This window comes from Nonomuraea endophytica, from assembly GCF_014203235.1.
Lineage (GTDB): Bacteria > Actinomycetota > Actinomycetes > Streptosporangiales > Streptosporangiaceae > Nonomuraea > Nonomuraea endophytica.
In genome coordinates this window covers 1-1,459 of the sequence record NZ_JACHIN010000043.1, presented here as the reverse complement: position 1 = coordinate 1,459, position 1,459 = coordinate 1, and the positions used below count along the sequence as shown (strand labels likewise).

2 protein-coding genes are annotated in these 1,459 nt (G+C 67.4%); both read right to left on the bottom strand.

The features are described from left to right. Positions 1–60: 60 nt before the first annotated feature. Positions 61–342, bottom strand: a complete 282-nt coding sequence (locus HNR40_RS58100; protein WP_376773629.1) for a YhjD/YihY/BrkB family envelope integrity protein — start codon at positions 340–342, stop codon at positions 61–63. Between the two features lie 45 nt (positions 343–387). Beyond that, on the bottom strand, positions 388–753 hold the full coding sequence (locus tag HNR40_RS53420) for an isoamylase early set domain-containing protein (protein ID WP_184976635.1): 366 nt from the start codon (positions 751–753) through the stop codon (positions 388–390). Between the last annotated feature and the right edge of the window lie 706 nt (positions 754–1,459).

Sequence of the window (1,459 nt, the reverse complement as noted above, 5' to 3'; positions counted from 1 at the left end):
ATCGGTATCACCCTGCGGCCGGTACACGCCCGGCGGCCTCAGCAAGAACATGCCGCCCAGCTACCCCAAAAGGGACAAAACACTCACTCGCCGTCGAGGCTTCTCTTTCTCGTTCATCATGACCACCAGGACGAGCGTGATCGCCAGCCGCAGCGGCAACGTCTTCCAGATCGGCCGCCCCTCGGGCATCTCGTACATGATGTTCGCGGCCCGCATGAACGCCGCCACGTACCCCGACGCCGACCACAGCGCCACCGCGATGCCGATGACCGTCCCGGTGCCGGCCGCCCCCTGACTCCCCGAACGCCTGCCCACGCCATATGCCTTGCGGCAGGCTGCCATTCCGACGCGAAACCACGGTCACACCGAAGGCAGGCGCGAGGAAGGTCAGCGTGCGATCTTGGCCGTGGCGGCGCGGGGCTTGGCAGCGGTGGCGCGGGGCTTGGCGGCGGTGGCGCGGCCCGTGATGATGCGGTCGGTGGTGGTGCGGTCGGTGGTGCGGCGTGCGGGTGCGGCGACGCGGAAGACGGCGCCGCGGTGGTCGTACTCGTCGGCTGCTTCGTCGTCGAACCAGCGGCCGCCGTCGGCCAGGTAGCGGAAGGCGAACGCCTCGCCCTGGGGCACGGCGACCGCGACCCGGTAGTGTCCGTCCTCGCCCAGGGTCATCGGGTGGGCGAGCGGGTCCCATCCGTTGAAGTCGCCGACGACCGAGACCGGTCCGGCCTCACGGGGAAGGGTGAACAGGATCTCCACCTGTCCCTTCCTCTTGGATTTGGTGTGAGTGAACATTTTTCCCCCGAATATGGTGATCAGACGATTCCGCGGTCAGCCATACCCTGCCTACACATGGGAAATGGGCGTTCTTCGGAGTTTTTAGGGTTTGCGAGAGAATTCCGCTCCCGCAATTTCCCCGCCGCCGGCCGGTGAGCTAGTGCGCCGCCTCGAAAGAATCAGGCGATCCCGCTTGAGAATTGTTTTCCGCCTGCACGTGTAAGAGGTCACCGACGGAGGGCATGGAGCGACCTTGCCCCGCACCCTCGCCGAAGGCTCTCCGCCTGACGGCGTGATCTGAGCCTGAGCGGCCGCTATACACACGGCGTCTCCGCCGGCGCGGTATCACCCTAGACCTCCAAGCTTAGGCGTCGTGAGCGCCCGGAGACCCTTCTTCCGGCCCGTCGAACACCGGCCGGCGGCGGACCTGGTGGCCGGCCACGGTGCGCAGGATCTCGTGGTCATGAGCCTTCTCGGGGGATGGGTGACGCCTGCCCTTACCCGACCCCGCGCCGAACCTGCGCAGGTCACGCCGTTTAGCCGGCCCGTTCCGGGTAGGTGCGCACCGAACGCAACTGAGCAAAGGAGACAACCGTGAAAGCCGTCACCTGGCACGGCAGGCGGGACGTCCGCGTCGCGCAGGCGCCCGACCCGGCCGTGAAGGAGCCGACCGACGCGGTCGTCAAGG